The sequence below is a fragment of the Shewanella sp. MBTL60-112-B2 genome, from assembly GCF_019655055.1.
In the GTDB taxonomy this organism is placed as follows: Bacteria; Pseudomonadota; Gammaproteobacteria; order Enterobacterales; family Shewanellaceae; genus Shewanella.
On sequence record NZ_BPFA01000022.1, the window covers coordinates 1 to 26,794 of the forward strand.

The 26,794-nt window shown below is 45.1% G+C and carries 26 protein-coding genes and 1 rRNA gene; 13 read left to right on the top strand and 14 right to left on the bottom strand.

The window, feature by feature from the left end:
* Window positions 1-212, bottom strand: a 16S ribosomal RNA gene (locus tag K5Q73_RS13890); the annotation flags it as partial.
* Between the two features lie 623 nt (window positions 213-835).
* Between K5Q73_RS13890 and K5Q73_RS13895 the strand changes: the two genes are divergently transcribed.
* A complete protein-coding gene (locus K5Q73_RS13895; RefSeq protein WP_220764065.1) occupies window positions 836-1,393 on the top strand; it encodes a gamma carbonic anhydrase family protein in 558 nt (185 codons plus the stop codon).
* 24 nt (window positions 1,394-1,417) lie between these two features.
* On the opposite strand, the gene K5Q73_RS13900 is transcribed toward K5Q73_RS13895, so the two are convergent.
* Together K5Q73_RS13900 and aroE are read right to left on the bottom strand one after the other, a co-directional pair.
* A complete protein-coding gene (locus K5Q73_RS13900; RefSeq protein ID WP_220764067.1) occupies window positions 1,418-1,696 on the bottom strand; it encodes a DUF1488 domain-containing protein in 279 nt (92 codons plus the stop codon).
* A 23-nt stretch (window positions 1,697-1,719) separates the two neighbouring features.
* Window positions 1,720-2,535 carry a shikimate dehydrogenase gene (aroE, locus tag K5Q73_RS13905; protein ID WP_220764069.1) on the bottom strand — a complete coding sequence of 272 codons (816 nt, stop codon included), beginning with the start codon at window positions 2,533-2,535 and terminating at the stop codon, window positions 1,720-1,722.
* Window positions 2,536-2,706: 171 nt separating this feature from the next.
* On the opposite strand from aroE, the gene K5Q73_RS13910 reads away from it, so the two are divergent.
* On the top strand, window positions 2,707-3,141 hold the full coding sequence (locus K5Q73_RS13910; RefSeq protein ID WP_220764071.1) for a group II truncated hemoglobin: 435 nt from the start codon (window positions 2,707-2,709) through the stop codon (window positions 3,139-3,141).
* Window positions 3,142-3,193: 52 nt separating this feature from the next.
* Here the strand turns inward: K5Q73_RS13910 and hemF are convergent, their stop codons facing one another.
* From hemF to K5Q73_RS13925, 3 genes are all read right to left on the bottom strand, one after another.
* Window positions 3,194-4,108, bottom strand: a complete 915-nt coding sequence (gene hemF, locus K5Q73_RS13915) for an oxygen-dependent coproporphyrinogen oxidase (protein WP_220764073.1) — start codon at window positions 4,106-4,108, stop codon at window positions 3,194-3,196.
* A gap of 24 nt (window positions 4,109-4,132) precedes the next feature.
* Window positions 4,133-4,696: an L-threonylcarbamoyladenylate synthase gene (locus K5Q73_RS13920; RefSeq protein WP_220764075.1), complete on the bottom strand. Its 564-nt coding sequence runs from the start codon at window positions 4,694-4,696 to the stop codon at window positions 4,133-4,135.
* An 85-nt stretch (window positions 4,697-4,781) separates the two neighbouring features.
* Window positions 4,782-5,345, bottom strand: a complete 564-nt coding sequence (locus K5Q73_RS13925) for a type I DNA topoisomerase (protein WP_220764077.1) — start codon at window positions 5,343-5,345, stop codon at window positions 4,782-4,784.
* A gap of 137 nt (window positions 5,346-5,482) precedes the next feature.
* Between K5Q73_RS13925 and K5Q73_RS13930 the strand changes: the two genes are divergently transcribed.
* Window positions 5,483-7,255, top strand: a complete 1,773-nt coding sequence (locus K5Q73_RS13930) for a collagenase (RefSeq protein WP_220764086.1) — start codon at window positions 5,483-5,485, stop codon at window positions 7,253-7,255.
* Between the two features lie 371 nt (window positions 7,256-7,626).
* Here the strand turns inward: K5Q73_RS13930 and K5Q73_RS13935 are convergent, their stop codons facing one another.
* From K5Q73_RS13935 to K5Q73_RS13945, 3 genes are all read right to left on the bottom strand, one after another.
* Window positions 7,627-8,100 (bottom strand): DUF494 family protein, encoded by a 474-nt coding sequence (locus K5Q73_RS13935; RefSeq protein ID WP_220764088.1) that lies wholly within the window; start codon window positions 8,098-8,100, stop codon window positions 7,627-7,629.
* A 2-nt stretch (window positions 8,101-8,102) separates the two neighbouring features.
* Window positions 8,103-9,122, bottom strand: coding sequence for a DNA-processing protein DprA (gene dprA, locus K5Q73_RS13940; protein ID WP_220764090.1), 1,020 nt, complete (start codon window positions 9,120-9,122; stop codon window positions 8,103-8,105).
* Window positions 9,123-9,277: 155 nt separating this feature from the next.
* Window positions 9,278-10,378, bottom strand: coding sequence for a LysM peptidoglycan-binding domain-containing protein (locus K5Q73_RS13945; protein WP_220764092.1), 1,101 nt, complete (start codon window positions 10,376-10,378; stop codon window positions 9,278-9,280).
* 136 nt (window positions 10,379-10,514) lie between these two features.
* Between K5Q73_RS13945 and def the strand changes: the two genes are divergently transcribed.
* Genes def through K5Q73_RS13970 form a run of 5 tightly spaced genes read left to right on the top strand, consistent with a single transcriptional unit; the run spans window position 10,515 to window position 16,165 of the window.
* On the top strand, window positions 10,515-11,027 hold the full coding sequence (gene def / locus K5Q73_RS13950) for a peptide deformylase (RefSeq protein ID WP_220764094.1): 513 nt from the start codon (window positions 10,515-10,517) through the stop codon (window positions 11,025-11,027).
* A 4-nt stretch (window positions 11,028-11,031) separates the two neighbouring features.
* Window positions 11,032-11,997, top strand: a complete 966-nt coding sequence (gene fmt / locus K5Q73_RS13955; protein WP_220764096.1) for a methionyl-tRNA formyltransferase — start codon at window positions 11,032-11,034, stop codon at window positions 11,995-11,997.
* Between the two features lie 6 nt (window positions 11,998-12,003).
* Window positions 12,004-13,284, top strand: a complete 1,281-nt coding sequence (gene rsmB, locus K5Q73_RS13960; protein WP_220764098.1) for a 16S rRNA (cytosine(967)-C(5))-methyltransferase RsmB — start codon at window positions 12,004-12,006, stop codon at window positions 13,282-13,284.
* A gap of 7 nt (window positions 13,285-13,291) precedes the next feature.
* A complete protein-coding gene (gene trkA, locus K5Q73_RS13965) occupies window positions 13,292-14,701 on the top strand; it encodes a Trk system potassium transporter TrkA (RefSeq protein WP_220764100.1) in 1,410 nt (469 codons plus the stop codon).
* Window positions 14,702-14,722: 21 nt separating this feature from the next.
* Window positions 14,723-16,165 (top strand): TrkH family potassium uptake protein, encoded by a 1,443-nt coding sequence (locus K5Q73_RS13970; protein ID WP_220764102.1) that lies wholly within the window; start codon window positions 14,723-14,725, stop codon window positions 16,163-16,165.
* Between the two features lie 55 nt (window positions 16,166-16,220).
* On the opposite strand, the gene hemG (K5Q73_RS13975) is transcribed toward K5Q73_RS13970, so the two are convergent.
* On the bottom strand, window positions 16,221-16,760 hold the full coding sequence (gene hemG / locus K5Q73_RS13975; protein ID WP_220764104.1) for a menaquinone-dependent protoporphyrinogen IX dehydrogenase: 540 nt from the start codon (window positions 16,758-16,760) through the stop codon (window positions 16,221-16,223).
* A gap of 198 nt (window positions 16,761-16,958) precedes the next feature.
* On the opposite strand from hemG (K5Q73_RS13975), the gene K5Q73_RS13980 reads away from it, so the two are divergent.
* Window positions 16,959-17,264, top strand: coding sequence for a metalloregulator ArsR/SmtB family transcription factor (locus K5Q73_RS13980; RefSeq protein ID WP_220764114.1), 306 nt, complete (start codon window positions 16,959-16,961; stop codon window positions 17,262-17,264).
* 100 nt (window positions 17,265-17,364) lie between these two features.
* Here K5Q73_RS13980 and hemG (K5Q73_RS13985) read toward each other — a convergent pair whose 3' ends face one another.
* The 4 genes from hemG (K5Q73_RS13985) to pepQ all read right to left on the bottom strand — a co-directional run bounded on the left by hemG (K5Q73_RS13985) (window position 17,365) and on the right by pepQ (window position 21,853).
* The gene (hemG, locus tag K5Q73_RS13985; RefSeq protein WP_220764116.1) at window positions 17,365-17,892 is read right to left on the bottom strand and encodes a menaquinone-dependent protoporphyrinogen IX dehydrogenase; all 528 of its coding nucleotides are present in this window, start codon (window positions 17,890-17,892) and stop codon (window positions 17,365-17,367) included.
* Between the two features lie 143 nt (window positions 17,893-18,035).
* The gene (locus K5Q73_RS13990) at window positions 18,036-19,493 is read right to left on the bottom strand and encodes a TrkH family potassium uptake protein (protein WP_220764118.1); all 1,458 of its coding nucleotides are present in this window, start codon (window positions 19,491-19,493) and stop codon (window positions 18,036-18,038) included.
* A 404-nt stretch (window positions 19,494-19,897) separates the two neighbouring features.
* On the bottom strand, window positions 19,898-20,512 hold the full coding sequence (locus K5Q73_RS13995; RefSeq protein ID WP_220764126.1) for a YigZ family protein: 615 nt from the start codon (window positions 20,510-20,512) through the stop codon (window positions 19,898-19,900).
* A gap of 18 nt (window positions 20,513-20,530) precedes the next feature.
* The gene (gene pepQ, locus K5Q73_RS14000; RefSeq protein ID WP_220764128.1) at window positions 20,531-21,853 is read right to left on the bottom strand and encodes a Xaa-Pro dipeptidase; all 1,323 of its coding nucleotides are present in this window, start codon (window positions 21,851-21,853) and stop codon (window positions 20,531-20,533) included.
* Between the two features lie 354 nt (window positions 21,854-22,207).
* Between pepQ and fadB the strand changes: the two genes are divergently transcribed.
* The 4 genes from fadB to ybaK all read left to right on the top strand — a co-directional run bounded on the left by fadB (window position 22,208) and on the right by ybaK (window position 26,688).
* A complete protein-coding gene (fadB, locus tag K5Q73_RS14005) occupies window positions 22,208-24,361 on the top strand; it encodes a fatty acid oxidation complex subunit alpha FadB (RefSeq protein ID WP_220764130.1) in 2,154 nt (717 codons plus the stop codon).
* 18 nt (window positions 24,362-24,379) lie between these two features.
* Complete coding sequence (gene fadA / locus K5Q73_RS14010) at window positions 24,380-25,543, top strand: acetyl-CoA C-acyltransferase FadA (RefSeq protein WP_220764132.1); 1,164 nt, start codon at window positions 24,380-24,382, stop codon at window positions 25,541-25,543.
* A 171-nt stretch (window positions 25,544-25,714) separates the two neighbouring features.
* On the top strand, window positions 25,715-26,176 hold the full coding sequence (locus K5Q73_RS14015; RefSeq protein ID WP_220764140.1) for a GNAT family N-acetyltransferase: 462 nt from the start codon (window positions 25,715-25,717) through the stop codon (window positions 26,174-26,176).
* A gap of 41 nt (window positions 26,177-26,217) precedes the next feature.
* Window positions 26,218-26,688: a Cys-tRNA(Pro) deacylase gene (gene ybaK / locus K5Q73_RS14020; RefSeq protein WP_220764148.1), complete on the top strand. Its 471-nt coding sequence runs from the start codon at window positions 26,218-26,220 to the stop codon at window positions 26,686-26,688.
* Window positions 26,689-26,794: the final 106 nt, after the last annotated feature.

A 26,794-nucleotide genomic window follows, 5' to 3' on the forward strand; every position in this document is an offset into this window, starting at 1 on the left:
CCGAAGGTCCCCTCCTTTCCCCCGTAGGGCGTATGCGGTATTAGCAGTCGTTTCCAACTGTTATCCCCCTCGACTGGGCAGATACCTAGGCATTACTCACCCGTCCGCCGCTCGTCACCTCAGGAGCGAGCTCCCTTGTGTTACCGCTCGACTTGCATGTGTTAGGCCTGCCGCCAGCGTTCAATCTGAGCCATGATCAAACTCTTCAATTAAAGTTTTTTTGCTTCTTCCACCTTACAAGTAAGGCTAAATCAGCGGCTCAACGAATTCTGTATTACATATTGCTATGAACACTCATTCATTAAGTAATTTTTTGATTGCCTCGTGAGAGGCAATTTCGAATAACTTAATCTCTGTGAGTGTCCACACAGATTTGCTTGTCATATTGTTAAAGAGCGTGCCAATTCTATTAAGGCAAAAGCCTTTCAAATGGCGCCTTAGACGCTTAGGTCGTTTGGCTGAGGAGGCGTATTCTACACTCTCCAGTGGCGGCGTCAAGCGCTTATTTTAAGAAGTTTTTCAAGCGATGATTTCTTATACACTCTCGTGTTAACAACCATCATTCGAAGCTCTTAAAGCGTTTGTCACCTGAATCAAATCTCCTAGGAGTTTTAACTCTCTAACACCGCTGCAAGTCCCGTTCTATCTAGCTTTTGCTAAGAGCGAATGGCCTGCTGTGCCGTGTCAGTGGATGCGCATTATAGGGATATCTCAGAGCAGCGCAAGGGCAATAATGAATAAAATCGAACTTTTATAATCGTTTGCTCATAAAACCCACTGACTAGCCACTTTTTAGGCTTTATAATGCTAAAAACACCATAATTAGGACTTTTAGATGCCAAACTCTAGAAACAATAACCCACTACGCTCCTATAAAGGTGTCGTACCTACACTTAAACAGGGTGTTTATATCGATGAGGCTGCTGTATTAGTCGGTGATATTACCCTTGATGAGGATGCCAGTGTTTGGCCTTTAGTTGCCGCACGTGGAGATGTAAACCATATCTATATAGGTAAACGTTCTAATATCCAAGACGGTACGGTTTTGCATGTCACTCGAAAATCGCCATCACTGCCAGAGGGCCATCCTTTGATCATCGGTGATGATGTGACCATTGGCCACAAGGCGATGCTGCATGGTTGCAAAGTCGGTAACCGTATTTTGGTGGGTATGGGGGCAATTATTCTTGATGGTGCGGTATTAGAAGATGATGTGATTTTAGGTGCTGGCTCGTTAGTGCCGCCGGGGAAAATACTCAAGAGTGGTTTTCTTTATGTTGGCAGCCCAGCCAAACAAGCAAGGCCGCTAACAGATGCTGAACTCGCCTTCTTACCGCAATCCGCTGACAATTATGTCAGGCTCAAGAATGAGTATTTACAAGAAGGCGTATAGATAGCCTCTATCTTTTACAGTTATTTAGATAAGTACGACTCTTCCTTGCTCGTCGAACAATTCCTGTTCGATGAGCATTTCAACCTCTTCTTCTATGTCAAAACGATATTCTTCAAAGACAGCTAACGCTTTAGCTTCAAGCCCGTCATTATTTTGTTCAAATACGACAGATGAAAGTTGAGTTAATCTATTCAGACTAATGAGGCACTCAATGTTTGCTCCCTGCACTTGTACTGGAAATACCACGCTTTGTGTTTGTGAGTCCCAATCTTGTAGATCCGGGAATAAAATACTTTGATTCATTTCTATCTCAAACTTATCTCAATTTAAAGTTCGGCCCGAAGCTCAATCAATACCGACTCAACGCTTGGTTTTACTTTTCGCCAAATATAAAAGCTTTCAGCCGCTTGCCCCACCAGCATACCAAGACCATCTACTGTCTGTTTAGCACCCTGCGCTTTAGCCCATATGTTAAATGACGTCGGCTGTTTGCCGTACATCATATCGTAGCAAACAGTTTGTGATGTAATGCTATCGCTGCTTATATTAGGCACCTCACCACTTAGGCTTGATGAGGTTGAATTGATAATCACATCGTAACTTTTACCCGCATGAGTTATCGGTAAGGAATTCACATCGCCATAACTTGAAAAGAGTTCAACCAGAGCCTCTGCCTTAGCTTGCGTACGGTTAACGATAGTAAGCTTAGCAATTCCAGCCTGTAATAATGGCAGCACACTGCCTCTTGCTGCGCCACCCGCTCCGACAAGGAGAACATTAAGCCCAGCGAGACAACCAAAGTTACGCTGCAAATCGGCAACTAAACCTAAGCCATCGGTATTATCGCCTCTGATCCTACCGTCGGCCTGTACCGATAAAGTGTTAACCGCTCCCGCCAACTTTGCCTGCTCGCTAAGCTCATCACACAGGGCAAATGCTTGCTCTTTAAAAGGCACGGTAACATTTGCTCCATAACCTTGATTAGCGACAAAATCCTTAAAGCTGGCTTCGAAGCCATCGATGGGCGCTAAGATGGCCTCATAACTTAATGACTGAGCAGTCTCTGTAGCAAACATGGTGTGAATTTGTGGGGACTTACTGTGCCCTATCGGATTACCAAATACAGCGTATCGTTCAGTCATGTTTTCTACTCTAGCCACTAAAAATAGTAGTGTAACGTGGATTTTAACTCAGGCAATCTATTCTACTGCAGTTATTTTCAATTAAGTCGATGACTCAAATTGCTAGATAAATTTATGCATTGGCTTGCTACACTGCCGAACAACTTATAAAAATACTGGTACAAGAAATAGATGAAGTGGTTAAAAAAACTTGTTGGGAAAGACCCAGCGCTTAAGGACAGAGATCCAAACCAATCTAATGCTTATGATCGCATAGGTGGGGAGAAAGTTATTCGTGCGATTGCTCATCAGTTCTACGCACAGATGCAGCACAATGAGGCAACTCAAGAACTATTGGCTATCCATCGTGCGCCAATTGAGGAATCGGAGCAGAAGCTATTTGAATTTCTCAGTGGTTGGCTTGGTGGGCCGCAGCTATATCAGCAAAAACATGGCCACCCAGCATTAAGGGCTAGACATATGCCGTTTAAGGTCGACGAGGCCATGCGCGATCAATGGCTATTATGCATGAAGGCAGCAATAGAAATGGAAGTCACTGAGCCGCAGCACCAGCAAGCTATATATAGTGCTATCGCTACGCTAGCGGATCATATGCGAAACCAATAACGCTTAAGAACATTATTGGTTCCACTGTACGGCTGCGCTTGATTCAAGAGCGTTAAAGGTTTAACCAGTCTCTTGGCTTTAGATAATCACTATAAAGCAGTGCCTCTGGGCCACCCGCTTCTGGTGTGTAGGCATATTCCCAGCGGACTAATGGCGGCATAGACATCAATATTGATTCTGTGCGGCCTCCCGTTTGTAGCCCAAATAAGGTGCCACGGTCATAAACTAGATTAAATTCAACATAGCGACCACGACGATATAGTTGGAACTGGCGTTCATGCTCGCCATACTCAGTACCTTTACGACGCTCAACGATTGGTGCATAAGCGGTTATGAAGCCATTACCTACTGCTTGCATAAAGGCAAAGCTCTGCTCAAAACCTTGCTTATTAAGATCATCAAAGAACAAACCACCCACGCCGCGAGTTTCATTACGGTGTGGAAGCCAGAAGTATTCATCACACCACTGCTTATACTTAGAATAAACCTCCTCACCAAATGGCTCACATAAAGACTTAGCGCTCTGATGCCATTCAACCACGTCGTCTAAATAAGGGTAATAAGGTGTTAAATCAAAGCCTCCACCAAACCACCAAACAGGATCGGCTCCTTCTTTATGGGCAATAAAGAAGCGCACATTGGCATGAGTCGTTGGAATATGAGGGTTTTTTGGGTGAATAACTAAAGACACGCCCATGGCTTCGAAACTTCGACCAGCAAGCTCTGGACGGTGCGCCGTTGCCGATGCTGGCATGGAAGCGCCCATCACATGGGAAAAGTTCACCCCTGCTTGTTCAAAAACAGCACCGCCCGTCAACACACGGCTTTGGCCACCACCGCCTTCTTCGCGCTTCCAAGAGTCTTCAGCAAATTGCGCTGCGCCATCCAATGCTTCGAGTCCATTACAAATTCGATTTTGAAGATCGAGTAAGAAAGCTTTTACTACTGTTGAATCGGGTGTGCTCATATTATTCCTTTTTATAGAGGCTGATTAACCTTCTCTTATAATTGTTCCACTTCTGGCATCGATAATCGTAGAGGGTGACGCCTGACTCCCCAACTCCCCTATCACCAACCCAGAAATAATACCTTCAAATTGCTGCTTCACCGCTGATGGCGACAAAGCTGGCTCTTGTCCTGATAAATTTGCGCTAGTCGAAACGATTGGTTTATCGATTGCGGCACATAAAGCTTTTACACCTTCATGGGCTGTAACCCGCACCGCTATTGAGTCAAAGGTACCACTGAGTAACTTCGACAGCCCAGGCTTGATTGGCATGATAAAGGTGAAGGGACCCGGCCATTTACTCTGAGCAAATGCCAACTGTGGTGCGCTTAATTGAGATTCGTCGATATAAGGCAATAGCTGCTGATAATCACCAGCAACCAGAATGAGACCTTTCTGCCAAGGCCGCTGTTTTATCTGCAGTAGCAAATTAATTGCTTCATCGTTATCAGGATCGCAACCTAAACCATAAACCGCTTCGGTTGGGTAGGCTATCACTCCACCTTGTTCGACTAACTTGGCCACATCAGCTGGTAATACTTGTAACATCAGTCTCTCTTCACCTTATATAAACAGCACAATGTCAGCCGCTATCATTACTTAAAAGCGACATTAGTGAAAGTTAATATGATTGTTAAACGGGACGCTTATATTTACAGTCCTTTTCAGGACATTCTAGACGCATACCTGCCGCCCCTTTGCGCTCAACTAAAATACCACAACCACAGTCAGGGCATGTTTCTGCAACAGGCGGATAGTTGACTAAGAACTTACACTTTGGGTATGCACTACAGGCATAGAAAGACTTACCAAAACGGCTTGTTCTATGCTCGATGTGACCCATTTTACACTTAGGGCAAGCGATCTCATCTTTGCTTTCACTCTGATCGTGCTTCTCTATATGGCTGCATACAGGGTAATTAGTGCAACCAATGAAAATACCAAACCGACCCGACTTAACCGCCAACTCATTACCACAATCAGGGCAAACTGAGCCTTCAATAACCTGCGTCTCTATCGACTCATGCTGCACCAGCGGTCGCGTGTAATCGCAACTTGGATAGTTATTACATCCAATAAAACCACCGTGCTTACTGTGCTTTACCGACAACTCGCAGCCACATTTGGGGCAAAGCTCAAACTCTTTCTCAAGAGCGTGCTCGTGCGTAGTAAACAGTTGCTGATCTATTTTGGCCATGATTGTCTCAATTCATCTATATAGCGCTATTCTACCAAGGAATAGCCTAAGTTTTATATTCCAATGTTAGAATTTAGTAAAAAGCAATGATATATTGTATTCAATAAAATAAAGGGATAAAAATAAAGGGATAAAAAATGAATACACCCTCAAGGTTCGCTACAACTATTATAGCGGGTATGCTCGCCTCTCTATCAGGCTGTGCCAGTGTTGATCAACAAGCTATCAACCCACAAACCATTCAGCAAATCACTCAAGCGTCAGAAACTGAACTGTTTGATGCCCAAAATCCACTACTAACAACAGAGACTTTCTTACAAGCTAGTCTCGCGCTTGCCACCACTGAGAATGTCGAAACGGCTAATCAGCTGCTTTACTACTTCCGAGCTTTTAGTTATTACGGCCCAGTGGATGATCTTACCGATGCTGACACCGCTGCTTTAGCGGTAGCACTTGAGGAGCTCAGTGATTCAGGGTTACTCAAGAACCAAGCACGCATGCAGGAGCAATACGCTGTCACTCTATACCGTTACTTTGCAGATAACGATGCAGCACAAGCCTTAGCTCCGTTACTGCCTCAGTTAGATGCACAGTTAAAGCAACTAGCAACATCAACACCGAATACTGGCAATGACTATGCTCTGTTAGAAACACTCAAAGCCTATGGTTTCCTCCTGAATAAGAGCCGTAAAGATGTCGACGGTGAACTTAACAAGGTATTACTAGCAGCGGATTTCAATACCCCGCTACTCGAGTTTGCAGCGAGTCCTGCAAGTATTCGTGCTGAAAATGATTGGCCACGTACCAATGCCTATTGGGCATTAGCGCTTTACCGCTTAGCCCTTCCGTCATCAGAAGATGGCGAGGAAACCGAGCAAGAGCTTGCCGTTGATGAAGCCGTAGCTGCAATAGCAAAAGCCGATGTCACACTTCGTGGAGATACCGCGAAAGATGCTTATACCGCAGGTTTTCATGTAAATGTATTTGGTGGCCAAGAGCTGTGTGAAGAGAATAGTGACATATGCCGAATTCCAGAGCTTAAAACAGCTCTATCTATTGAGCATCATTGCTCTGATAGCCTATTTATATTGACCCAAGATCTAAATGAGCAAGAATTGGCTGAGAGCTGCACCAAACTGACCTCTCAAGAATCTAGCTTCCATAACGTGTTAGAGACTAAGCTCAAGCCAGCGCCTAATGATTTTAATAACGCTCTTAGGGTCGTAGCCTTTAAGAACTGGAGCCAATACCACTTAAATGGCCAACTTATTTTCGACATCAACACCGATAACGGTGGCATGTATATCGAAGGCACGCCTTCCAAGCCTGGTAACCAAGCAACTTTCTTTGCCTATCGCCAATGGTGGATTGAACCAGAATTTAAAGTCTGGAACCTCAACCACGAGTATGTGCATTATCTCGATGGTCACTTCGTAAAATATGCAGGATTTGGACACTTCCCATCAAAAATGGTCTGGTGGTCTGAAGGTCTAGCCGAGTACATCTCTAAGGGTGATAACAACCCATCGGCACTTCGCGTTATTAAGCGTGATATAGAAGAGGCTCCGACACTAGAGGAGATCTTTGCCACCGAGTATAAGGATGGCCAAGATAGAACTTATAAGTGGAGCTATATGGCTATTCGTTTCCTTGCTGAAAACCATCATGCCGACTTTGTACAGTTGAGCAAATACCTTAAGACAGACTACTTCGAAGGCTATGAGCAGTTGATGGCATCATTGACAGAGCATCAACCTGAGTTTGCCAATTGGTTAAATACTCAGGTTGATGGCTTTAATGATAGCGAAGAAGAAACTAAGCCTAGACTGCACAAGCAAGGTCGTTATGACTACCGAGACTACCTGCAGCCACAGCATTTAGCACACGGTGAGAACCACTTGAAGTTCTAGGTTCTAGGTACAATGCCAATTTGCGTCCATCCATGGCAAATTGGCATAAGTGTTCTGACCTCTAGGGATAGAGGAAATGCGAATAAATGTACGACTGAATGAATTCAGGAGGTAGAGTAACGCAGGACGCAGCTACCGATAGAACATTTATCGCCAGACACAAATCCCTTCTTACGCAATCCTTGCGTTCAGGCTTATGTTAGATGAAATAGCGCACATCCATGTACAACGCCTATTTGTATCCATCCATGGCAAATAGGCATAAATGTTCTGACCTCTAGGGATAGAGGAAATGCGAATAAATGTATGGAACATTTATCGCCAGACAAAAAAGGAGGCTTAGGCCTCCTTTCTTTTAATCTTCTCGCTGGTTATGAGTGTAAGCGGCCATCGGGCTGCTCGAAGATGAGATCTTCCATCTGCTCATAAGCAGACTCATGACCCGGTGCATTAAATAACACCATCAAGATAACCCATTTAAGATCATCAAGATTCAAAGTTGGCTCATCAATTTCCATCACTCGGTCGACAACCATTTCACGAGTCTCGACATTAAGTACTTTAATCTGCTCTAGAAACAGTAAAAAACCACGACTCTCGACGTCAATTTTTTCCATCTCGGCTTTAGTGTAAATACGGAATGATTGCTGATCATGGTTGCACAGATAAGGCGTACCAGCTTCCTGTAGGTCAGCTAAACGCTCTAACCAAGAAAGTGCCTTAATGATTTCACTTTGATGAAATCCAGCGCGAGTAAGTTCTTTCGTGAGTTCGTCTTCATCTACTAATAATTCGACTTCACTATGAACATAGTTTTCAAATAAATACATGAGGATATCAAACATGGCTAGCTCCTCTTTAGTCTTGTGTAACCACCAGGGACTGCAGAAATCCATCCCTGCAGCTCGAGTTCAAGCAATTGCTCTAATACTAGCTCTATGGTTTTTCCACTATGCTCGACCACATCATCTATTGTTGTGGTCTCATAGCCAACACTAGCTAACAGCGAGGAAAATGGCAAATCAGAGGCGCTTTCACCCTCTATATGGTGACACGCTTTAACTTCTTCAAGGTGAAAGCGCGATAAAGAACTCACTTCTTCTAAAATATCAGTTAAAGTTTCGACCAATTTGGCACCTTCTCGTAATAATTTGTGGCATCCCTCACTCTGACCGCTTAGCACACTCCCCGGAACAGCAAATACCTCTCGCCCCTGTTCATTAGCAAGTCGCGCAGTGATCAATGAACCACTTTTCAGGCTGGCTTCAACCACTAATGTACCTATAGTTAGACCGCTAATAATCCGGTTTCGTTTCGGAAAATTTCCAGAAAAAGGCTTCACATCAGGCCAAAACTCAGAAACTACACAACCATGCTCTTGAATAGCATGGTAAATATCACGATGCCGCTTGGGATAGATAACATCAATCCCAGTACCTAGCACGGCGATACTGGGTTTACTAACCTCTATTGCAGCTCGATGCGCCACCCCATCAATACCTAGAGCCATCCCACTCGAAATAGCCATACCATTTAATGCTAACTCCGTGACTAACTCATGCGCTATCTTCTTACCACCCGGAGTGGCCTGCCTGCTGCCTACAACCGCCATTGCAGGAAACAATAACGCATTAGTATTACCTTTTAAAAACAACACAGGGGGAGGATCGTTAATCTGTTTCAACAATGGGGGGTAATTGGCGTCACCAAAACAGATAAGGTGATGATGTGCCTCAGCCTGCTGCCACGCTAAAGCCGCATCAACCAAGGCATGATTAGGTAAAAGATGAGATTGTAGTAACGACTCTGGTAAAGGCAACGCTTGTGGCTCGTGCGTTATTCTTTGCCTCAGTTCGGCTACATCCATGTAATTTATTAATTGTTTAATCCGAGCCGGTCCTAGCCCAGATACAGCAGAAACAACTAGCCAATCGACCAGTGTATCGTTAATAGTTTGTCCCTATAAAAAGTCGATGCCATCATCAAGATGGCATCGAAAGAAAAACTATAACTAACTCTAGTCTACTCGCTACGTAACAGCGAATCGGGTATCGCCAATTTATCAGCCACCCGCACAGGACGCTCATTAACTAAGATAATGCCCATGCTGGTTTTATCGAAGACTTTAAACACCATCAATTTACCACGGTAAAGGTCAGGCATCTTAACTGCGCTGTCAGAAGAGATATTGGCAAGTACCTTCTCATAACGATTGCGATCATGGGGCTGCACCGGTATACCATCACCATCGATTACCACAACTTCGCCATCTTTAAAGATTGAGAACACATGGCCAGTTTCGAGTCCGTCAACTGCGCCTCGATCTAAGTAAACCACATCTAGCTTACCCATCTCTCGAATATTCTTTCCTGAAGCGAGAACCGTTGCAGGCTCGGCCAACTCCGCAGCACGAGGCATAAAATACGCTGACATAAGCAAATCGTCTTCGATAGGTAGTAAACGATAACCAGAAGCGGTTTCACGCAGGCTGCTGAGCAACTCCACCTTAGAGATAGCGCCTGACTCAACCACTCGACCAGAAGCAGATAAAATCACTTCGAGACCTAAGTTGTCACCGTCACTATTTTTAAAAGTTCGGCCATCAAGGTAAACGCCAAATTTATCACCAATAGTCAGCTCACCCTGCACATAAATAATGTCATTAACGACGTGGAAATTTGAAGGACTCTCGCCGCCCATCACTTTAGGTTGCTGCTCAAACCAATCGGCATCCACCACGCGATGTTGTAATAAATAAGGTTGAATAAGTGAAAGATCTATCGCCGGAATAGCACCACCTTTAGCCGAAATACGTCCTTGAGGACTCTTTCTAACATGGGGTTTAACTACAAGGCGAGGCTCACCATCAATAAAGACAATAGTCAGCCTATCTCCGGGGTAAATCAAATGGGGGTTAGCAACTTGTGGATTGACTCCCCACAGCTTAGGCCAACGCCAAGGATCTTTTAGAAAAGATGCGGAGATATCCCAAAGGGTATCACCTTTTTGAACCACATAAGAATCAGGATGACCTGACTTTAGCGTTAAAGTATCAGCGAAAACTGAAGTGCAACCAACTATAAGTGAAGCAAGTAATATTAACCGTCTCATCAGGATATCCATGCTATTTGCTCTTTTATTAGAGTATATGTAGAGCTTTTGCTGTTATTGAATGCCGCTAACGACTAAAATTGAGCCATTAGCCAAAGTCAGTATAACTAACTGGCTCAATTTTGACAGACTTGTTAAGAGTTTAGGTATGAGTTTATTAAAAGTTTTACGCTTTCCCGACGAAAGATTACGAACCGTTGCACAGCCGATCACAGAGTTTAACGCTGCCCTTCAAACACAAATCGACGATATGTTCGAAACTATGTATGAAGAGAAGGGAATTGGCCTAGCGGCAACACAAGTTGATTATCACCATCAACTTATCGTTATGGACCTTCAAGACGAGGTTGAACGCCCAACAGTGTTCATCAATCTTGAAATTACCGCCAAGAGTGGTGACTTCTGTAACGAAGAGGGATGCCTATCTGTCCCTGGAGTATATGCCAAAGTGGACCGCGCTGAGTTCGTCACCATTAAGGCGTTAGACCGTGATGGTAAAGAGTTCACCTTGGAAGCTGATGGCTTATTCGCTATCTGTTTACAACATGAATTAGACCATTTATCGGGCAAGCTGTTCGTTGACTATCTATCACCTCTAAAGCGCCAACGTATTAAGCAGAAACTCGAAAAAGCGGCTCGTCTAGAAGCGAAACAAGGATAAATTTTTGAAACCATTAAATGTCATTTTTGCAGGAACACCAGATTTTGCTGCACGCCATCTTCAAGCGCTAATCGACTCTGAGCACAATGTGATCGCAGTCTACACTCAGCCAGATAGACCTGCTGGCCGAGGTAAAAAACTGCAAGCGAGTCCAGTCAAGGCATTAGCGCTTGAAAATGACATTGCAGTTTTTCAACCTAAATCCCTGCGTGACGAAGACGCCCAAGCAGAACTCGCGGCATTAAACGCCGATATCATGGTTGTGGTGGCTTATGGACTTATTTTGCCAAAAGTCGTGCTAGATACTCCACGCTTAGGTTGCATCAACGTGCACGGTTCTATCTTGCCACGCTGGCGTGGTGCAGCCCCAATCCAACGTGCATTGTGGGCCGGCGATACAGAAACTGGCGTTACCATCATGCAGATGGATATCGGTCTAGATACTGGTGACATGCTGCTTAAGACTCAGCTTCCAATTGAAGACTCTGACACCTCAGCAACGCTTTATGAAAAGCTCGCAGAGCAAGGCCCGACAGCACTGGTTGAAGCACTAGCAGGTATAGCAGAAGGTACCCTACCGGCTGAGAAGCAAGATGAAGCGCTAGCTAACTACGCAGAAAAGCTATCAAAAGAGGAAGCACGTCTAGATTGGTCTAAACCAGCTTCAGCTTTATGGCGTGAAATTCGTGCCTTTAACCCTTGGCCTGTTAGCCACTACGAACATGAAGGCAACACCATCAAGGTATGGCAAAGTTCTGTTAGTGATGAAACCAGCTCACAGCAGCCGGGCACCATCTTGTCGGCAGATAAAACGGGGATCAGCATTGCTACAGGTGAAGGCGTATTGACCATCACCCAGATGCAATTACCAGGTAAGAAACCTTTAAGTGTTGCCGACATCCTAAACTCGAGAGCAGACTGGTTTACCCCAGGAACTGTACTCGCTAGCACCGACAATCAAGAGGCTTAATCGCTAATGAACTTAAGAGCTTTGGCCGCTAAGGTCGTTTTTCAGGTGCTAGAAAAAGGTATCTCACTTTCTGTGGCGCTACCGGATCAGCAAAGACATCTCGACAGCGGTAAAGACAAGGCGCTACTCGCCGAGCTTTGCTATGGCGTGATGCGTCATTTGCCACAACTAGACAAGCAAGTCAGTGATTGCATGAGCAAGCAGATGAAAGGCAAGCAGCGCATTGTGCACCAACTGCTGCTAATTGGTTGCTATCAACTGTACTTCACCCGAATTCCTAGCCATGCGGCAATATCTGAAACGGCCGAAGCCTGTCGCCAGCTAAAGTTTGAAGGCTTAGTTAAGGTCGTCAACGGCGTATTACGTAATATTCAACGCCAAGAAAAGCCATTATCGACTGAAAACGATACCTTGGCCTATAACACACCAGCTTGGATAATTAAGCGCTTAAAAGACGCTTACCCTGACAACTGGCAAAACGTTATTGAGCAGAGTCACGAACGCCCACCTATGTGGCTGCGTAACAACCAGCAATCGCAAACTAGAGAGACTTATCTACAAGCACTTGCAGGATTAGATATCGAAGCGCAAGCAGGCAATAGCCCAGATTCAATTTTATTGAGTAGCCCACGCGATGTGATGCAGCTACCGGGCTTTGAAACCGGCGCAGCCTCAGTGCAAGATGGCGCAGCCCAATGGGCGGCAACGTTACTGGCACCACAAGGCGATGAACTCGTGCTTGATGCTTGTGCCGCCCCCGGCGGTAAGAGTTGCCACTTATTAGAATTGGCACCAAACGTTAAGTTAGTCGCGGTCGATTTTGATGCTAAGCGTCTTGAGCGTGTGCAGCAAAACCTCGATAGATTGTCACTTAAAGCAGAGTTAGTGCATGGCGATGCTGCCAATATTGATTCATGGTGGCAAGGTGATAAATTTGACCGCATCTTGCTAGATGCCCCATGCTCGGCTACAGGTGTTATTCGCCGTCATCCAGATATTAAGTGGCTTAGAAAGAACAACGACATCGAAGAGTTGGCGCAATTACAGTCACAAATTTTCGATCATTGCTGGAAGTGGTTAAAGCCCGGTGGCACACTCTTATACGCAACATGTTCGATTTTGCCTCAGGAAAACAAAGATCAAGTGAGTGCCTTCTTAGCCAGAACACCTGATGCGACCTTAGTACCGATAGAAGAGCAAGCTAACCCGGACGATATCGGTTGGCAGATTGTTCCAGGGCAAGACAACATGGACGGCTTTTATTACGCTCGCCTAGTGAAGGATTAGTACGGCAATGAAAATTATCATTTTGGGTGCAGGACAAGTTGGCGGCACGTTAGCCGAGAACTTAGTTGGCGAAAACAATGACATCACTATTGTCGATAACGACAAAAACCGCCTGCGTAGCTTGCAAGATAAGTACGACCTAAGGGTGGTTGTGGGTCACGGTGCTCACCCAAGTGTATTAAAAGAGGCGGGTGCCGAAGACGCAGACATGCTGATCGCGGTAACCAATAGCGATGAATGTAATATGGCCGCCTGCCAAATTGCTTATTCTCTCTATGGTACGCCGACTAAAATTGCCCGAATTCGTTCAGAACAATATCTAGGCCTGCGCGATAAACTGTTTATTGATAGCGAAACCAAAAATGCAGAAAACCGCCCTCGCGGTGGCTTTATCATCGATGAATTGATTGCGCCAGAGCAGCTAGTCACCGCCTATATCGGTCGCCTAGTTGAATACCCTGGTGCGCTGCAGGTACTGGAGTTTGCCGAAGGCAGACTTAGCCTTGTTGCAGTTAGAGCATACTATGGCGGCCCACTAGTGGGTAACGCCTTAGCTGCGCTACGTGAACACATGCCCAATATTGATACCCGGGTAGCCGCTATCTTTAGGCAAGGCCGACCTATCATGCCGCGCGGTACCACCATTATCGAAGCCGACGACGAAGTGTTCTTCGTTGCCGATAGTCGCCATGTCCGCGCGGTAATGAGTGAAATGCAAAAGCTAGATAATTCTTACCGCAACATCATGATTGCTGGCGGTGGTAATATCGGTTTAGGCCTAGCCAAGCAGCTGCAGCGCAATCACTCGGTTAAGCTGATTGAGCATAAGCAAGAGCGCGCCGAAGAGCTATCTGAAAAGCTTGAGAACACTACGGTATTTTGTGGTGATGCATCAGATCAAGAGTTGTTACTCGAAGAGCATATCGATCAAACCGATGTGTTTATTGCGGTAACTAACGACGATGAAGCCAACATTATGGCCGCATTGCTTGCCAAGCGTATGGGTGCCAAAAAGGTCATGGTACTGATCCAACGTGAAGCCTATGTAGATATCGTGCAAGAAGCCAATATCGATATCGCCATCTCACCGCAGCAAGCTACGATTTCGGCGCTACTCACCCATATTCGCCAAGGTGACATTTGTAACGTTTACTCACTGCGCCGCGGTGCAGCCGAGGCCATCGAAGCGATTGCTCACGGTGACTCTAATACATCTAAAGTTGTTGGTAAGCAGATCAGTGAAATCAAGCTGCCTCCTGGCACCACTATTGGTGCAATCGTGCGTGACGAAGAAGTGTTGATGGCTCACGATAAAACGGTTATCGAACAAGGTGACCACGTCATCCTCTTCTTAGTAAACAAGAAGTTTATTGGTGAAGTAGAGAAACTGTTCCAACCGAGTGCTTTCTTCTTTTAAAAAACCTTCAGGAGCGGAATAGTGCTGAACTATCGTCCTCTACTGTTTATTCTGGGAATTTTCCTATCGACGCTCACCGCGTTTATGTTAATTCCCGGAGCCTTCGCTCTCTATTATGGCGAAGAGACTGTTGGTGCATTCATGATTTCCTCTTTGGCTGCCGGTAGCGCAGCCAGCTTTTGTATGCATCAAGGTCAAACCCGTAAGCTCAATCTCAATATCCGCGATATGTTTTTACTGACCTGCCTCACTTGGCTCATCGTCAGTCTTTTTGCGGCAATGCCTTTTACTCTATACCACGGCATCAACTACACCGATGCCTTCTTTGAAACCATGTCGGGGATCACGACCACTGGCTCTACCGTGTTGTCGGGGCTCGATAACATGGATCACAGCATTCTGATCTGGCGCTCACTACTGCAGTGGATGGGTGGTATTGGCTTTATCGTAATGGCCGTAGCCGTTCTACCTTTTTTAAACGTCGGTGGTATGCGGCTATTTAGAACCGAGTCTTCAGACTGGAGTGATAAAACCACTCCACGCACCCAACACATGGCAAAAAACCTATTTATCGTTTATTGCCTGCTGACCTTCTTATGCTTTTTGGCATATCACAGTAGCGGCATGAACTGGTTCCAAGCCATCAACCATGCCATGACCACCCTGTCTACTGGCGGCTATTCCACCTCTGACAAATCCATGGCGGCATTTTCAAATGAGGCTCACTGGGTTGGCACGACATTTATGCTTGCAGGGGGCTTGCCTTTGCTAATGTTCGTCTACATGGTGCAGCAACGTTCAGTAAAAGTGTGGAACGATGCCCAAGTGAAAGGCTTTCTCAAGTTTGTGATCCTCACATCCTGCGCCCTCGCCTTATGGCTGTGGAGCAGCAGAGAGATAGCGCCTTTAGATGCCTTACGCTTGGCCAGCTTTAACGTAGTCTCTGTGGTGACAACCACAGGGTATGGCCTCACCGACTACACTGCTTGGGGGGCATTAGCCAATATCATCTTTCTATTTTTGATGTTTGTCGGCAGCTGTTCAGGCTCCACCTCTGGCGGCATCAAAATCTTCCGCTTTCAAATAGCGGGCGTGATAATGCGCGAGCAACTTAAGCAACAATTTCACCCAAATGGTGTTTTTAGAGAACGTTATAACAACCACATCATTCGTGGCGATATTGTGCGCTCACTCGTCACCTTTATCCTGCTATTTGTACTGGTGATTGTGCTGCTATCTATCATTTTGGTGCTCACTGGATTAGATCCCGTAACCAGCTTTACAGGCGCGATTACCGCTGTTACCAATGTTGGCCCAGGTCTAGGTAGCACTATCGGCCCTGCAGGTAACTTCTCAACGCTACCGGACGTAGCTAAATGGGCTTTAGCCATAGGTATGCTGCTTGGACGACTTGAGATTTTAACTGTGGCGGTATTATTCCACCCTAGTTTTTGGAAGTACTAAACCCAGTTTTCAGATACAAAAAAGCCGCATCAAGTGCGGCTTTTGAGTCAGTGACTTATTTAGCTAAGCTAACCAAATGCTCAGCATATACCTTTACATCATCCCAATCGGTGTAATCAATCACTGATTTAGGGTCTGTTGGGCCATTGGTCATCTTCATGATCAGCTGGATCATCATTCTGTCGTACCAGCGCCATGCCGGGTAATCAACTTTACCGGCGATCACTTTAACGTCGTTTGGTTTCCATGCCGCTAGTTCAATAAACTTCTGTAGATACTTATTGTTTTCCGGAATACGTTTTTCTGGATTACGTGCCACAACATTCACACTAAAGAAACTCGATGCTTTAGCGCTTAACTCAGCTTGATGCTGCTCGACAAATTCAAAGACTGATTTATGGTAACTACCGTAAAGCACACACGCACCAAGCGCGACCACATCATATTGAGCCCAGTCGATCCCCTCAGCCTTAGCTTCATTAATATGCATCATATCGCATCGGTGACCCTGACTCACAAGGTGGTCCGCAACAGCACGGCTAATTCTGGCTGTGTGCCCACCGCGAGAATAGTAAAGTACCAGAACTGATTTCATCTTGATTCCAATTGAGAATTTTCTATTGATGCATTGTTACAGCTAATCATAGATTTTAAAGGAGAATGGATCACAAATTAGGTGTAGCTCATATTATCGACATCAAAAATTGAGATAACCGCCTTCCACAAGTATATTGTCTTATAAGCTTAACTCAATTAGAATAAACTAATTAAAGGCGATGGAGTAAGTAACCAAATGCAAAAAGACATCGATATTAGTGCAATGGTCACTAATGCCGAAAGCGCAGCTAAGTGGCTTAAGGCTATCGCTAATCCATATAGACTGATGATTCTGTGCTTATTACTGGATAAAGAACTAAGCGTGACCGAATTAAATGAAACGGTTCCTCTTAGCCAGTCAGCACTATCGCAGCATTTAGCCGTATTACGCTCAGAAGACTTAGTGTCAACTCGCAAGAGTTCGCAAGTGGTTTATTACACATTAAAGAATGAGCAAGTCACCGAAGTGATCTCTATATTGCATCGTAAATACTGCGCCTAGTACGCACTATCTATAGAGCCGATAGTGTTTAGATACAACAGTGTTCCAGATATAACAAAGCCTGCATTTAGCAGGCTTTTTTATGGGTAATCTTTACAGATTAACGCTCAGCAAAAGCGCGAGCAAACTCATCAACCTTGTTCCAGTCAGTAAACTCAAAAGTACCGCTAGTATCGGTTGGCCCTTTGGTCATCCACATAATAAAGCGGATCATCACTTTATCGAACAGACGATATTTAGGGTAATCAATCTTGCCGGCAAACACGGCTAACTGTTGCGGTTGCCATAGTGAAAGTGCCAGAAACTTCTTCATATATGGGTTGGTTTCTGGCGTATTTTTCTCAGGTTTACGCGCCACCACATTCACCGTAAAGAAAGCGTTTTGCTTGGCATCTAGTACCGCGTGATGACGATTAATAAACTGATAAAGCTCAGGCCTATGTTTACCATAGCGAATACTCGCTGCGACCAAAATTTTATCAAATTGCGCCAAGCCAAGTTTTTCAGCTTCATCAAGGGATGCCAGAGTTACCTTGGCTCCTTGATCTTGATTAATCCGCTTTATTTGCTCACAAATCGCTTTGGTTTGGCCATCAACGGTTGAATAAATAATGAGTGTGTTGTTCATTAACGTCCTACTATTTTCTGATTCAAACTAGATTAAAGCTCAATTCAAACAACGCCGAATTGCCTTACCCACTGACTCAATATACCCGCTAAAAATTAACGCTAGCTTAGCCTTACACATCGAGTCTGCATCTTTACCTTAATTTAGTTTTTCCAAAATGTTGGTGTAAACAAAATAAGTAAAGTAAATACCTCTAAGCGACCGAATAGCATGGCGAACAGCAGTACCCATTTCTCACCATCACCAATACTGGCGTAGTTACTCGCCACCTCACCTAAGCCTGGACCTAGGTTATTCAAACAAGCGGCTGTTGCGCTAAAGGCGGTAATCGCATCCATTCCCAGCGCCATTAAGATCAGCATACAAACAACAAAGACTAAAGCATAAGCCGAGAAGAATCCCCACACTGCATCGATGACCCTATCTGGCAACGCGTTACCGCTGATCCGAATAGAGAACATACCACGGGGGTGAACTAATCGCTTAAGTTCCCGTGAACCTTGTAGCAATAGTAGAATGACTCGAATGACTTTAATACCACCCGCCGTAGAGCCACCGCTACCACCAATGAAACTAGAAAAGATTAGCAAGATAGGTAAGAACAACGGCCAAGCATGAAAGCTCTCTGTACCAAAACCTGCGGTAGTTGAAATTGATACCGCCTGAAACAGAGCGTAATCGAAGGTTTCCTCGGCCGAGTCATAAATACCAGAGCCGTATAGGGTGACAAAACAGATAGCGGTTAACACCAACTGAATGGCGATCAGCACCTTAAATTCTGCGTCCCTAAAGTAAACTCTAAGGTTAATGCCGCGGCGAGAAAATGCCGCAAAGTGCAGGCTAAAATTGAGCGCGGCAATCAATAGGAACACCACGCAGATCATATTGATTGTAGGACTGTCGAAGTAGCCCATGCTCGCGTCGTGGGTAGAGAAGCCACCAATAGCAATGGTCGAGAACGAGTGACAGATAGCATCGAATGCATCCATTCCCGCCAGCCAATAAGCAAGGGCACAAGCAACAGTTAATGCTAAGTAGATATACCACAGCGCCTTGGCGGTCTCGGCAATTCTAGGGGTCATCTTACTGTCTTTAACCGGCCCGGGCATTTCGGCGCGATATAGCTGCATTCCTCCAACGCCAAGTACAGGCAAAATAGCAACCGCAAGAACAATAATTCCCATGCCTCCGAGCCACTGCAGTAAATGCCGATAAAATAGAATCGCCTTGGGCAGACTATCTAGCCCCACGATCACCGTGGCCCCCGTGGTAGTTAGGGCTGAGAAGGACTCAAAGAAACTGTCAGTTAAACTAAGCGATGGTTGACCAGAAAAAATAAAGGGGACTGCACCGATGGAGCCTAGTACCACCCAGAACATCACCACTAAGAGGAAGCCCTCTCGAGTACGCAAGTCCTTTCGGTGTGCGCGGTTAGGATACCAAAGTCCAAAACCCAAGATCAGGCACAACACAAATGCCTGAATAAAGGCCATGCCGCCGCCATCTTTATAGATAACAGCAACAAGAGCTGGAGGAAGTAAAGATAAAGAAAACAGCCCCATTAATAAGCCTGTAATTCTTATAATTGTTCGATATTGCATTGATTCCCATCACTAGCGCTTATGCTATAGCGCATTCTCGCACACTTAATAATGAATGTTCATAACCGATTATCAAGCTTGAAAAAACTTGTTAATCAATAAAATTTGTCATCGTTTTACAACTAACCAATATGGCGCTTATACCAATCAGTATAAAGATTTGGTCGCTCAGCGAGAGTTTAGCGGCACTGAGACAAGGCAACGAGTGAAGAGCATAGTTGTTCTACGGTTAAGCTCGTTAACACAGTATCAGAGCCGCTAAAACTCGCCATTCTGGAGCGTTTTTGGCTGCCAACTTCTTCGTTGAACAACTTCACAAGGGAGCAACCATTCTTTCAGTTATTCGCCTTGAATTAGTTTGCCAAAAACGCTCTGAGTAGATCAATTTCTTATACTGATTGGTATTACCCTTCAAACTCTGCTTTTAACTGCCCTTTACTCAGAGTCGCTAAATCAAGATTGAGCTGCTGTTTAGCTGCCTTTGGGATGGCAAACTTAATAATTATCTTGTCGCTAAATTGCTTATCTTCAATCAACACATCAAATTGAGCAAATAGATGCTCAACATCTTTTAAGTGATGATATTCACACACCAATTCTCCAGGATAGCGGATTTGCTTCAGCTGGGTTTGGAGCTGTGGAATAGCCTGTTTAATACCAGAACTATAAGCTCGAACTAGGCCACCCACACCCAGTTTAGTTCCACCAAAGTAGCGAATAACAATCGCACCCATTTCGCCTATGTTAGCCCCCAGCAAAGCAGCCAACATAGGCCGACCAGCACTACCTGAAGGTTCACCATCATCACTTGAGCCCATATTGATACTGTCATTTGGGGCGCCGCCGACAAATGCGTAGCAATAATGGTTAGCTCCTGGGTACTCAATCTTTAGGTCAGTAAGTACACACTTAAGCTCTTCAGCTGACTGACAGTGAAATAGAAAAGAGATAAAGCGACTATGCTTTATCTCTTCTTCTATCAATAATTCAGCTGCAGGTATGAGATAACTCTCACTCAAAACGCTTCTCTCATTAGATTAACGATTCAGACCCAAATTACGGGTCATATTTTCGATACGATCGCCATGAACAATCACATTATCTTCGATGCGAATGCCACCAAATGGCCTTAAGACATCAACCGTATTCCAATTGATTTGTGACTGCCGCTGATCTTGCTTTAATTCAGCCAGTAGCGAATCAATAATATAAACGCCAGGCTCTATCGTCAGTACTTGGTTGATATCAAGCTCTCGAGTACAACGTAGGAATGGATGAGCCTCTGGCGCAGCAACATGAGTGCCCTTTTCATCACCAAGGAAGCCTCCCATATCATGCACTTGTATGCCTAACATATGGCCTAGACCATGAGGGAAAAATACTCGAGTAATACCCTGTTCGACTAGGCCCTGAACATCGCCGCTGACAATATCAAAATCCAGCAAGATCTGCGCTAGCTTATAATGAGTTTGTATGTGTAATTCAGCATAGCTCACACCCGGCTTCATCATATTAATGATCTGAAGCTGCATATTATCAATTGCGGTGATCAAATCATCAAAGATGTTCTTCTCGAATGAATAGCTACGGGTAATATCAGAGGCATAGCCATTAAAGTTAGCGCCCGCGTCAATTAAGAATGAGCGGCGCTGTGCCGGGCTCGCATGTTCAAGTGCGGTGTAATGTAAAATGGCGGCGTTTTCATTAATCGCAACTATGCTGCTATAGGGAACTTGGTTTTCCCCCTGCGAGATTGCCGACAGATACACCTGTAGGATCTCAAATTCACTAGCACCATTATAAAAAGCCGTTTTAGCCGCTTGATGTCCGGTCACCGCTATTTCGTTAGCTTTACGCATACAGGCTAACTCATAATCAGTTTTCGTCGCGCGGTGATAGTTGAGGTAACTCAATACTGAATCTGGATTACGTCTATTAAAACCCAGCACATCGGCGACATCTAAATGCTCACCAATATAAGCCCAACTATCGATATCTGTAGGGAGATACTCGGCCACTTTGTCGGCTTTAGTTAGAAACTTAATGTCTACATGCTCGGCCCAAAAGTCACTCGGCTCATCGGCAACCTTATGCCAAAAATCCACCGGGCGATAAAAAATCAATAGAGGCTTATCGCTGCCGTTTACCACCAACCACGAATTAGGATTATCGGTGACCGGTAACCAGGCTTTAAAGTGCGGGTTTACCTTAAATGGGTAATCCATATCATCTAAAAACTGTCTATGTGGCTGGCCTGAATGTATGACGAGTCCCGATAAGTTTTCACGAGAAATTATTTCGCTTACACGCTGATTGAGTACTTGAATATGGTCATGATAGAGGCGAGCTAACTGTTCCATGAGGGTTACCCTATTGTTATTATTTAGCCAAATTTTCGACACGGGCTCAGTCTATCACATCGCTAAATAATTTTTTCTTCAAAGCTATTCTTGGCTAAGCTATCTGCTGTAAACTCAAATTAAACCATTGCAACAATACCAACTAAGGCACTGATCTTTAAGCTTCATTATTTTACAAACCAAAGAAACTAAACGACCGTTTAAATTGGGTGTTGTAATTTATTGTGATTCATCGCACACTGAGCGGTAACTGGTCAAATGATGGCCTAGGCTGCTGTGACAAAGAAAGTTACATTCGGATAATAAAATCATTAACGATCTGGATAGTGAACTTAAGCTATAAGGAAGCAAGCAATGATCTACCAAAGCCCTACAATTGAGGTTGAGTTACTCGAAGATAATATCGCTCACCTGTGCTTTAAATCACAAGGTTCGGTGAACAAGTTAGACAGAGCAACCATCGATTCGTTAAATGCTGCACTCGACAGCATCAAGCAAGATTCTAGCATCAAAGGACTTATGCTGAGTTCAGCCAAAGATGCCTTTATCGTTGGTGCAGACATCACAGAGTTTCTAGGACTTTTCACTGAAGAAGACAAGGTACTGCATTCTTGGCTTGAACAAGCTAACGATGTATTCAACAAGCTTGAAGACTTACCTTTCCCAACGATTTCAGCAATTAATGGCTTTGCGTTAGGCGGCGGTTGCGAAACAATCTTAGCTACAGACTTCCGTATCGCTGACACCACAGCTCGTATCGGCCTACCAGAAACCAAATTAGGTATCATCCCAGGTTTTGGTGGCACAGTACGTTTACCCCGTGTGATTGGTGCCGACAACGCACTTGAATGGATCACCTCAGGTAAAGATCAACGCCCAGAAGCAGCACTAAAAGTTGGCGCTATTGACGCCGTTGTTGCTCCTGAGCAATTAAAACCCGCTGCGTTAAAAATGCTTAAAGATGCCCTGGCTGAGAAGCTAGACTGGCAATCTCGCCGCGCTAAGAAACAAGCGCCGCTAACTCTACCTAAGCTTGAAGCCATGATGTCTTTTGCGACAGCTAAAGGCATGGTATTTAAAATTGCTGGTAAACATTACCCAGCGCCAATGGCAGTCATTAGTGTTGTCGAGCAAGCAGCAAAATGTAGCCGCGCTGAAGCCTTACAAATCGAGCACCAAGCGTTTGTAAAACTGGCTAAAACCGAAGTTGCACAAGCACTAATTGGTATCTTCTTAAACGACCAACTGGTTAAAGGTAAGGCCAAGAAGGCTGGCAAACTGGCTAAGAAAGTCGACTCAGCTGCTGTACTTGGTGCAGGCATCATGGGTGGCGGTATCGCTTACCAAAGTGCCAGCAAAGGCACACCTATCGTAATGAAGGATATTGCCCAACCGGCACTAGATTTAGGCTTAGGTGAAGCGGCAAAGCTGCTTACGGCACAAGTAAAGCGCGGTCGTTCTACTCCAGCGAAAATGGCTGCAGTACTGAATAACATCACCCCAGCACTCGACTATGCACCAGTAAAAGATGCTGACGTCATTGTTGAGGCGGTAGTTGAGCATCCAAAAGTTAAATCTATGGTACTGGCTGAAGTTGAGCAGCATGTTAGTGAAGATGCCATTATCACCTCTAACACCTCAACGATTTCAATCAATCTATTAGCTAAGAGCCTTAAAAAGCCTGAACGCTTCTGTGGTATGCACTTCTTCAATCCGGTGCACAAAATGCCATTGGTCGAAGTCATTCGTGGCGAAAACAGCTCTGACGAAACCGTCGCTTCAGTTGTGGCGTATGCCAGCAAGATGGGCAAAACACCTATCGTAGTAAATGACTGCCCTGGGTTCTTTGTAAACCGCGTACTCTTCCCTTATTTTGCAGGCTTTAGTGGCCTACTTGCTGATGGCGCTGATTTTGCGGCTATCGATAAAGTGATGGAAAAGCAGTTTGGTTGGCCAATGGGCCCTGCTTACTTACTTGACGTTGTTGGTCTAGATACGGGTCATCACGCACAAGCTGTAATGGCTGAAGGTTTCCCTGACCGTATGGGTAAATCAGGTAAAGATGCCATTGATGTAATGTTTGAAGCTGAACGCTTTGGCCAGAAGAACAGTAGAGGTTTCTACCAATACTCAGTTGACCGTCGTGGCAAGCCAAAGAAAGATTTAGACCCAACCAGCTATGAATTGCTGCAAGCTGAGTTTGGTGAGCAAAAAGCATTTGAGTCAGACGAGATCATTGCTCGCACTATGATCCCAATGATTATCGAGACAGTGCGTTGTCTTGAAGAAGGAATTATCGCTTCGCCTGCTGAAGCGGATATGGGCCTAGTTTACGGTCTTGGTTTCCCACCATTTAGAGGCGGTGTATTCCGTTACCTAGATACTATGGGTGTGGCTAACTTTGTGGCACTTGCCGACAAATATGCACACCTTGGTGGTCTATACCAAGTAACTGACACTATGCGCGAACTTGCCGCCAACAATGGCAGCTACTACCAGCAGGCTTAAGCAGGAAGGATTTGAACAATGAAAAACGCCGTTATCGTAGATTGCATTCGTACTCCAATGGGCCGCTCAAAGGCTGGAGTATTTAGAAATGTACGCGCAGAAACTCTATCTGCAGAATTAATGAAGTCGCTACTTGAGCGTAACCCTAAGCTGGACCCAAACACTATCGAAGATGTGATGTGGGGTTGTGTACAGCAAACCCTTGAGCAAGGCTTTAACATTGCACGTAACGCTGCCCTATTGGCTGGCATTCCAAAGCAAGTTGGCGCGGTTACCGTAAACCGTTTATGTGGTTCATCAATGGATGCATTACACCAAGCGGCTCGCGCAATTATGACAGGCCAAGGCGATACCTTTATCGTTGGTGGTGTTGAGCATATGGGTCATGTACCAATGAACCATGGCGTCGACTTCCACCCAGGTCTTGCTAACAATGTTGCTAAAGCCTCAGGAATGATGGGTCTGACCGCGGAAATGTTAGGTAAGATGCACGGCATTACTCGTGAGCAGCAAGATGCCTTTGCAGTACGCTCACATCAGCGCGCTCACGCCGCTACAATTGAAGGCCGTTTCGCCAATGAGATCGTTGCGATTGAAGGTCATGACGCCGACGGCGCCTTGATTAAAGTTGAGCACGATGAAGTGATCCGCCCAGAAACATCGATGGAATCTCTTTCAGGTCTACGCCCTGCTTTTGACCCTGCTAACGGTACTGTTACCGCGGGTACCTCTTCTGCATTATCAGATGGCGCTTCAGCCATGCTAGTGATGGAAGAAGAGAAAGCAAAAGCATTAGGCTTACCAATTCGCGCTCGTATTCGCTCAATGGCGATTGCCGGCTGTGATGCAGCGATTATGGGTTATGGCCCTGTACCTGCAACTCAAAAAGCACTTAAGCGTGCAGGTCTAACCGTTGATGACTTAGACGTTATCGAGCTTAACGAAGCCTTTGCCGCGCAGTCTCTACCTTGTGTTAAAGACTTAGGTTTGATGGATGTGGTTGATGAGAAGATTAACCTTAATGGTGGCGCGATTGCACTCGGTCATCCACTAGGCTGTTCAGGTACGCGTATTTCAACAACCCTGATTAACTTGATGGAAGCTAAAGATGCTAAGTATGGTCTAGCAACCATGTGTATTGGTCTAGGCCAAGGTATCGCGACTATCTTCGAGCGCCCGTAAAGGCTTCAGCTCGAATAGATAAAAAGCCAGCGTAAGCTGGCTTTTTTTGGTTTCGATTCAAGCCGTTTACCTCAAACGAGAAATCATAAGTCACTCAAAGTCCAAACCAGCTAGCCTATTTCCAACAACTGCATTAACCTGAAGTCACCAGTAAATCCCTTAGGGGCCGTGATGAAATTTGTTTTACTTGCCGACAATGACTCTTTCATACCCCAAATAGCAAAGTGGTATAGCGATGAGTGGGGCTATATTGGTGAAGGTAGAAGTACTGAACAGTTGGAGCTGAAGCTCCGCGACTACCTTAATCACGACAGCCAGCCCTTGATAATCTTAGCTCTTGATAACAATAAACTGATGGCCGCAGCTCAACTTCGTTTCCATGAGATGGATATCTATCCCGAGCGCGAGCATTGGCTCGGTGGTGTTTACGTTGCATCTGAGCATAGAGGAAAAGGCATAGCCCACGCATTAGTGAGTGCGATTATAGATAAGGCTAAGGAACTCGAGATTAACTGCATCAGCTTGCAGACCGAAGATTTTACTGGTGGTCTGTATACTAGTCTCGGCTGGCAACCTGTAGAACAGGTCACTTATCACGGTATTAAAGTGCAAGTTATGGAAAAATTACTTTAATTAGCACCAATAATGCCTGCACTACATATATAGGTAACACAATGACTCCCGCTATCGACCTGCTCGTTAAACACAAGATTGCCCATCAAGTTCATGAATATCAGCATGACCCGTCTTGCCAAGCTTATGGCTTAGAAGCCGCTGAGAAAATTGGGGTGGCACCTGAGCTGGTATTCAAAACTCTAGTGGTAAAGTTGGACGGTAAGCAGCTTGCGGTAGCCATTATTCCTGTAGCCGAAAAGCTCAGCATGAAGTTAATAGCAAAAGCAGTCAAAGCCAAAAAGGCTGTGATGGCCGAAGCAATGGAAGTTCAGCGGAGCTCTGGTTATGTGCTTGGTGGTGTCAGTCCATTAGGACAAAAAAGACAATTGCCAACTGTAATAGATCAATCAGCTGCGACTCTTGCAAAAATGTTCGTCAGTGGTGGACGCCGCGGGCTGGATATAGAACTTGCTCCAGACGATATCAAAGCATTACTTCAAGCCCAGTTTTACCCTATCACAGCAGAATAATTCTCTAATAGTTTGCAGTGTTCCACGTGGAACACTGCAAATTACCAAATGACCCCAGCTCACAAATTAAAGCGACAAGCTTGGATAAACCTAAGGCCTGGAGTAA